Raw genomic sequence first — 6,974 nt, 5'->3', positions numbered from 1 at the left:
GGTTCGCGCTTCCCGATCATCTTCCTGGGCGAGAACAAGACCCCGGTCGCCGCCATGGGCCTTCAGGCGGGCAACAACCTGTTCGTGAACGCCGAAACCGGCGAATACGAGCCGTATGCCTATCTGCCGGCCTTCGTGCGCCGCTATCCCTTCGTGGCCGCCAATCATGGCCCGGACAGCGATCGCTTCACGGTCTGCATCGACACCGGTTCGCACCTGTATTCGGACAATCCCGAGCAGCCCTTCTTCAATGACAAGGGCGAGCCGACCGAGTTCACCAACCGCGCGATCGACTTTGTGCGTCGCTTTGAATCCGACGTGAAGCTGACCGAAGAATTCGTCAAGCGTCTGACCGAACTGGACCTGTTCGATCAGCAACAGGCGACCTTCCAGCCGCGCAACGCCCAGGGCGAAGCCCAGGGAGAGCCGCAGGTCATCGCCAGCTATTGGGGCGTGTCCTCCGAAAAGCTGCGGGCTCTGAAGCCGGAAACGCTCGCAAGCCTGCGCGACAACACCTATCTGGGCGCCATCTACGCGCACATGCTGTCGCTGGCTCAGTGGGAGAACCTCATCGCCCGCGCCAGCGCGCGCCCGCTCAGCGTCGGCGCGCCGCCGCCGCCGGCTGCGCCTGAAGCCTAGGCGTTGCGAAAGCGATCTTGTGAAACCGGCCGGGATGTCCCCGGCCGGTTTTTCTTTGCTTGCGGTTCAGGCATCACAAGCCCGTCAGAGCGGTTTCGTCTGTTGGCGTGAAGAGGCTATATCAGCACCGTACGGACCGAGAACCGGTCCGACGCGCCTGCCAAGGAGCCCGAGACGTGACCCGATTGCTTGCCCTGTTCCTGATGCTGGTCGTCAGCGCCCCGGCTGTCGCCCAGTTCGGCTCCACCGAGCCCATGGTCGATGCTGCGCTGGTGTCAGACCGCACATCCGTGGCGCCGGGAGACACCTTTCATCTGGCGCTGCATCAGCAGATCACGCCAGGCTGGCACACCTATTGGCGCAATCCGGGGGATTCCGGCGAACCGACCCGGTTGGAGTTGTCCCTTCCGGACGGTTGGCGCACGGGCGAGATGATCTGGCCGGCGCCGCACAGCTATGATCTCGGACCGCTGACCAATTACGGCTATTCCGCCGAGGTGACGCTGCCTGTTCCGGTGACGGCGCCGGACAACGCCGCTGAGGGTCCGCTCACCATCAACGCCTTCGCGACCTGGCTTGTCTGTGAGGACATCTGCATTCCCGAGGAAGCCGAGCTGACCCTCACGCTTGATGTGGGCGCCAGCACGGTGGATCGCGCGGGACAGGCGCTCATCAACCAGGCGCTCGAGCAGGCCCCTGACAGGGCGCCGGATATGCGCGCCGGCCTGGAAGGGGATAGCGATGGCCTCGTCCTGACGCTCAGCGATCCGCGCTTTGACGGCGCGTCACTGTCTGACGTGACTTTCTATCCGCACGACTCCGGCGTGATTGATCATGCGGCGGACCAGTCCGTGACCCATGAGGGGGAAAATCTGCGCCTGGATGTGGCTGCGGGGTATCTCAGCCGGAATGGCGTCGATCAGGCGCGGACCGGCGTCCTCGTGTATACGGCGCGTCGCGGCAATGAGTGGAGCGAGGAGGCGGTCGAGTTCACCGCACGAGAGGGTCTCAGGGTCAATGAACTGGCGGCGTCGTCCTCATCTGTGGCGGGCGTCAGCGGACAGGGCGCGTTGCGCGCGCCGGAGCCGCAGTCCATCGGTTTCCTGCAAGCCGCCGGACTGGCGCTGCTGGGCGGGCTGATCCTCAATCTGATGCCCTGCGTCTTCCCGGTCCTCTCCATGAAGGCGCTGACTCTGGTTGAAAAGCGCGGGGCCGAGCGCGGTGAGGCGCGGGCGCTGGGTCTCGTGTTCGCGGCCGGCGTGGTGGGGACTTTCCTCGTGCTTGGCGGCTTGCTGCTGGTCCTGCGCGTCGCCGGGCTGCCGGCCCTGTGGGGCATGCAGCTTCAGGCGCCGCTGGTCGTGGCGGGCCTCGCAACCCTGATGTTCCTGATCGGTCTGAACTTCCTGGGCGTGTTCGAGATCGGAACATCGCTGCAGTCCGTGGGCTCTGGCGTGAAGGATAGCGGGCGTCGCGGCGCCTTTCTGACCGGCGTGCTGGCGGTGTTCGTGGCCGCGCCCTGTCTCGCGCCCTTCATGACCGGCGCTCTGGCCTTCGCGCTCACGCAGCCGGCGCTCGCGTCTTTGACCATCTTCGTGTTCCTGGGCGTGGGGCTGGCCTTCCCCTTTGTTCTGGTGAGCTTCGTGCCCGGGCTTCTGAACCTCCTGCCCCGGCCGGGGGCCTGGATGACGCGGTTTCGGGAAATCCTCGCCTTTCCGATGTTCGCCACCGCGATCTGGCTGGTCTGGGTGCTGTCCGCCCAGCTGGGCTCGGATGGCGTCCTGTGGCTGATGCTGGCCCTGCTGGCGTCGAGCTTCACGGTCTGGGCGCTGCGTCTGGGCGGTCCGATGGGGCGGATTACGGTGCTGGCGGGCGTGCTTCTGACGCTGGGGGCGCTGTCGGTGACCGCGCGTCTGGAGCCGGTGACCCGCACCGTTTCAGGGCAGAGCGAATGGGCGCAGTGGAGCGAGAGCGCCGTCGCCGAGGCGCAGGCTGCAGGCCGTCCCGTCTTTGTGGACTTTACCGCCGCCTGGTGTGTCTCCTGCCAGGTGAACAAGCTGGGCACGCTGTCAGACAGCCGGGTCAGGGATCTGTTCGCCCAACAGGATGTGGCGCTGTTTCGCGCGGACTTCACCAATCGCGATCCTGTCATCGCGGACGCTCTGGCCCGTCATGGCGCAGCCGGCGTTCCCCTGTATCTTGTCTATCCGCCGGAAAGCGGCGACCCTGAAGTCCTGCCGCCCCTGCTGACAAGCGGCATCGTGATCCGGGCGGTCAATGACGCCGTAAACTAGAGCGACCTTGAAGGTCTGAACAAAGGGGAGTGACGCATATGAAGATGATTTCACGCCGCAGCCTGGGACAGGCGCTCGGTCTGGTCGCCGCCGCGGCCCTGACGACCTCCGCCTTCACGCTTGAAGCGCGCGCCGATGTGGTGACCGGTGAAGCCGCGCCGGCCTTTTCCGTTCAAACCGCGACCGGAGAGTCGCTGTCGCTTGAGAGCCTTGCCGGGCGGACAATTGTCCTGGAATGGACCAATCATGGCTGTCCCTATGTGCAACGCCATTATGGCTCCGAGCACATGCAATCCTTGCAGGCGAGCGCCGCCGAAGACGATGTGGTCTGGGTGCAGGTGATCTCTTCCGCGCCCGGCGAGCAGGGCCATGTCGAGGCCGAGGAAGCGCTGTCGCTGAATGTGGAGCGCGGCGCGAGCCCGACCCATGTGGTGCTGGATCCGTCCGGTGATCTGGGCCGTCTCTATGACGCCCGCACCACGCCGCACATGTATGTCATCGATGCCGAGGGCGTGCTGCAGTATCAAGGCGGGATCGACGATCAACCGCGCCCGCGTCCGGGCGATCCGGAACCGACCGATTATGTCTCCATGGCGCTCGCGGCGGTGAGCGCGGGCGAGACGCCCGACCCGGCCCAGACCCAGCCGTATGGCTGTAACGTCAAATACGCTTACTGAGCGTCGGTTTCGGCAGGGCAGGAGATGCTGAGCGCCGCCGCCTGCGCATCAGGCGTGGCGGCGATCTCGGCCGCCTGTCCGGTCAGCCGGGCGACCTCCTGATAGACGCGTGCGTGATCGGCGCGCGTTGCGAGCTCTGACAGAAGGGCGGCGCGATGTTCGGCGTCCTCGCTCATGCCGCGGAAGATGCAGCGCAAATCCATCGGCCCGCCGCTGTCGTCCACGGCGCGGGAGAGGCGGTGGGCTTCCAGCGCGAACTCACTGAGATCGATCAGGAAGCTGTCTTGCGGCGGCAAGGCCTCGACCGGGGCAGCCGGGCTTCGCGCCATGTCCTGCGCCCGGGCTTGCGCTTCCATGTGAAGCCGCTGGGATAACGCGACCAGATCAGCGGAAAGGTCGGGCGTTGCGGCCTGCAGGCTGGCGGCGCTGACGATGGTGACAAGCGTGTGAGCGAACATGGACGACATCCGGTTTTGTGTGCTTAGAGCGCCCTGCAAACCCGGCGCCGCTTGATCCTTGCGTCCGGCAAGGCTACTTCGCAGGCCCTTCGATACTTTTAATCTGAGCGAGCATCCTCATGGCCAAGACCAAGGCGTTCCGTCCCAAAGCCCGTCGTCCCCGCGGTTTTGAGGATCGCTCCGCGCATGTGCTGCGCGCCGAGCGCGCGCTCGTGGGCGCGGCGAGCGCCGTGTATGAGCGCTGGGGTTTCGAGCCGCTCGAAACTCCGGCCTTTGAGTATGCCGATGCGCTGGGCAAGTTTCTGCCCGATGAAGAACGTCCCAATGAGGGCGTCTTCGCCATGCAGGATGATGACGAGCAATGGATGGCGCTGCGCTATGACCTGACGGCGCCGCTTGCCCGTTTCGCCGCCGAGAATTTCCAGGATCTCGCCAAACCCTTCCGCCGCTATCAGTTCGGTGAAGTCTGGCGCAATGAGAAGCCCGGGCCGGGCCGGTTCCGCCAGTTCGTCCAGTGCGACGCCGACAGCGTCGGCGCGCCGGGACCGGCGGCGGACGCCGAGATGATCGCGCTTGCCAGCGAAGTCATGGGCGCGGTGGGGCTGGGCGGGGACGAGTTCGTCATCCGCGTCAATGACCGCCGCCTGCTCGACGGCGTTCTGGAGCGTCTGGGCGATGCGGCGTCCGAGAAGCGCCTGCGAGTGCTGCGCGCCATCGACAAGATGGATCGTCTGGGCCTTGAGGGCGTCGAATTGCTTCTGGGCGAGGGCCGCAAGGATGAAAGCGGCGATTTCACCGAAGGCGCGGGGCTTGAGGCGGATCAACGCCGCCATGTGCTGAAGTTCATCGAGGCTGGCCAGGTGGGCGATGCGCTGACGGGCGCCGCGCGCAATGCTGAAGTCCTCAAGCGCCTGACCGATGCGCTGGGCGACACGGACGCCGGCAAGCTGGCGGTGGCCGATCTTGAAACCATCACGTCCGTGCTGGACGCGCTGGGCAAGTCCGACAACTGGACGCTGGATACGTCCGTGGTGCGCGGGCTGGGCTATTATACCGGGCCGGTCTTCGAAGCTGAGCTGCTGGCGGAAGCGACCTATGAGGACGGCTCGCCCATCCGCTTCGGCTCTGTGGGCGGCGGCGGTCGCTATGACGATCTCGTGAGCCGCTTCACGGGCCAGGCCGTGCCCGCGACCGGTTTCTCCTTTGGCGTCAGCCGCTTTGCAGCAGCCCTTTCGGCGCTCAAGCGTCTGGATGCGGCCAAGGCCGACCCGCTGGTGATCATCGTGGCCGCCGAGAAGGACCGCATGGCGGACTATTTCGCCCTGGCGGCCGAGCTGCGGGCGTCGGGCCTGCGCGCCGAAGCCTTCATTGGCGGCGGCAATATGGGCAAGCAGCTCAAATACGCCGACCGTCGCGAAGCCGAGTTCGCCGTCATCATCGGTTCGGAGGAACGCGAAAAGGGCGAAGCCCAGATCAAGGACCTGAAACTGGGCGCGCGGCTGGCGGCGGAAATCTCCGACAACAAGACATGGCGGGAGGATCAGCCCGCCCAGTTCACGGTCGCACGCGACCAGATCGTGAGCGCGATCAAGGACCGGCTGGCTGGCGCCTGAATGTGGCGAAATTGCAGCAAAGCGAAACATCGCCTGACTCTAGGGGCTTGACGTTCCTATGACGGTTAGGCCAACGTTTGATCAGACAGGGCCTGACCGTCTTGTCTCTTAAGTGGTGTCTCTGGGGAGGAGACGTCTCTTTATCGACCAACCAGAATCTTTAAGCCCGGCGCCTTTCGACGCCGGGCTTTTTTTCTGTGGTGCATGTTCGCCGGTTAGCGACGCGGCGGGGTGGGCGGTGCGGCCGGTCCGCCTTCAAGCTCCTGAGCCTGTTCGGAACTGCGCCAGGCCTCAAGCCAGGTTTCCTTCTCAGCGCCCGTCAGTTCGCGTCCATTGACCCAGACCCGGGTTTCGCCATCTCGCTCGATCATGCGCACCTGGCGATCGTGGTTGTCATTGCGCGGGTGCGGCGCGCGTGCGCGATGCTCTTCATGCCAGTCCGCGCGTTCTTCACGCAGCTCGCGAAGGCTGTCTTCAAGCTCCTCACGCGCCTCATTCAGCTCTTCACGGTCCTGCCGGGTCAGCGGGACGCGTTCGCCGTCTTCAGTCTTCCAGCCGCGCTCCAGCGTGCGCTCGATGGCGGCGAGGCCAGACTCCAGCCCGGTTTCAGCCGCCATGAGCCCAGCCTGAGCAATGGAGTCTGCATTGATGGAGATCGAGAGCGCATGACGCTCGGTCTCCTCCGCGCGCAAAGCTGCATGATGTGCGCGACGTTCGATCTCTACGGCGCGCGCCTCGGCGCGACGGGCTTGCCGCTCCGCTTGACGGGCCATCCGTTCCGCATCACGCTCGGCGCGCTCCGCCGAACGTTCGGCCAGGCGCTCGGCCCGCTCGGCGCGGCGTTCGCTCTGCTCGACAATCACTTCTATGCGGGCCTGAAGCGCGTCTTCATTGAGGTTCAGGCGGTCAACGGCGATCTGGAGATCCGAGCCGCCGGCGAACATGGCTCCCAGCGATTCTCCGAGCTCTTCCATCTCGGCCTCGAACTGGGCGAGGTCTTCCTCGGACCAGCTATGGGCGTCGAAATCGAAATCGAGCGAGAGCGAGGCGCTTTCGCCATCCTCCAGCGCGTCCTCGATGATATGAATGGCGTGCGCGCCATCCTGAACGACGATCCGCTCGCCATTCACAATGAGAACATTGCGGTGACGGTCATCGGAATCTGCAAACTCGCTCTGGGCGGCTCCAGCGGAAGCGCAGGCGACCAGCAGTGGCGCGGCGGTGACCGCAGCAGCGGTCGCAATCCAGTGTCTCATGAGGTGTCCTCCCTGTTACGCCCACTGTGTGGCCGGTCGC

General features: G+C 65.4%; 6 protein-coding genes. 4 read left to right on the top strand and 2 right to left on the bottom strand.

Annotated features, from left to right (window positions below):
• From OA2633_RS05920 to OA2633_RS05910, 3 genes are all read left to right on the top strand, one after another.
• The coding region (locus tag OA2633_RS05920; protein ID WP_009801591.1) for a SapC family protein at window positions 1-639 on the top strand (639 nt) is incomplete at its 5' end.
• 176 nt (window positions 640-815) lie between these two features.
• Window positions 816-2,930 carry a protein-disulfide reductase DsbD gene (locus OA2633_RS05915; protein ID WP_009801590.1) on the top strand — a complete coding sequence of 705 codons (2,115 nt, stop codon included), beginning with the start codon at window positions 816-818 and terminating at the stop codon, window positions 2,928-2,930.
• Window positions 2,931-2,968: 38 nt separating this feature from the next.
• A complete protein-coding gene (locus OA2633_RS05910) occupies window positions 2,969-3,607 on the top strand; it encodes a redoxin domain-containing protein (protein WP_009801589.1) in 639 nt (212 codons plus the stop codon).
• Here the strand turns inward: OA2633_RS05910 and OA2633_RS05905 are convergent.
• The gene (locus tag OA2633_RS05905; RefSeq protein WP_156776143.1) at window positions 3,601-4,065 is read right to left on the bottom strand and encodes a hypothetical protein; all 465 of its coding nucleotides are present in this window, start codon (window positions 4,063-4,065) and stop codon (window positions 3,601-3,603) included. The two genes, OA2633_RS05910 and OA2633_RS05905, sit on opposite strands and share 7 nt — an antisense overlap.
• Window positions 4,066-4,184: 119 nt before the next feature.
• On the opposite strand from OA2633_RS05905, the gene hisS reads away from it, so the two are divergent.
• Window positions 4,185-5,678: a histidine--tRNA ligase gene (gene hisS / locus OA2633_RS05900; RefSeq protein WP_009801587.1), complete on the top strand. Its 1,494-nt coding sequence runs from the start codon at window positions 4,185-4,187 to the stop codon at window positions 5,676-5,678.
• A 215-nt stretch (window positions 5,679-5,893) separates the two neighbouring features.
• On the opposite strand, the gene OA2633_RS05895 is transcribed toward hisS, so the two are convergent.
• Window positions 5,894-6,934 (bottom strand): hypothetical protein, encoded by a 1,041-nt coding sequence (locus OA2633_RS05895; protein ID WP_009801586.1) that lies wholly within the window; start codon window positions 6,932-6,934, stop codon window positions 5,894-5,896.
• Window positions 6,935-6,974 lie beyond the last annotated feature (40 nt).

The sequence above is a fragment of the Oceanicaulis sp. HTCC2633 genome (genome assembly GCF_000152745.1).
In the GTDB taxonomy this organism is placed as follows: Bacteria; Pseudomonadota; Alphaproteobacteria; order Caulobacterales; family Maricaulaceae; genus Oceanicaulis.
Note: the sequence above shows the minus strand (reverse complement) of the source record. Positions and strands in the feature narration are given on the sequence as shown.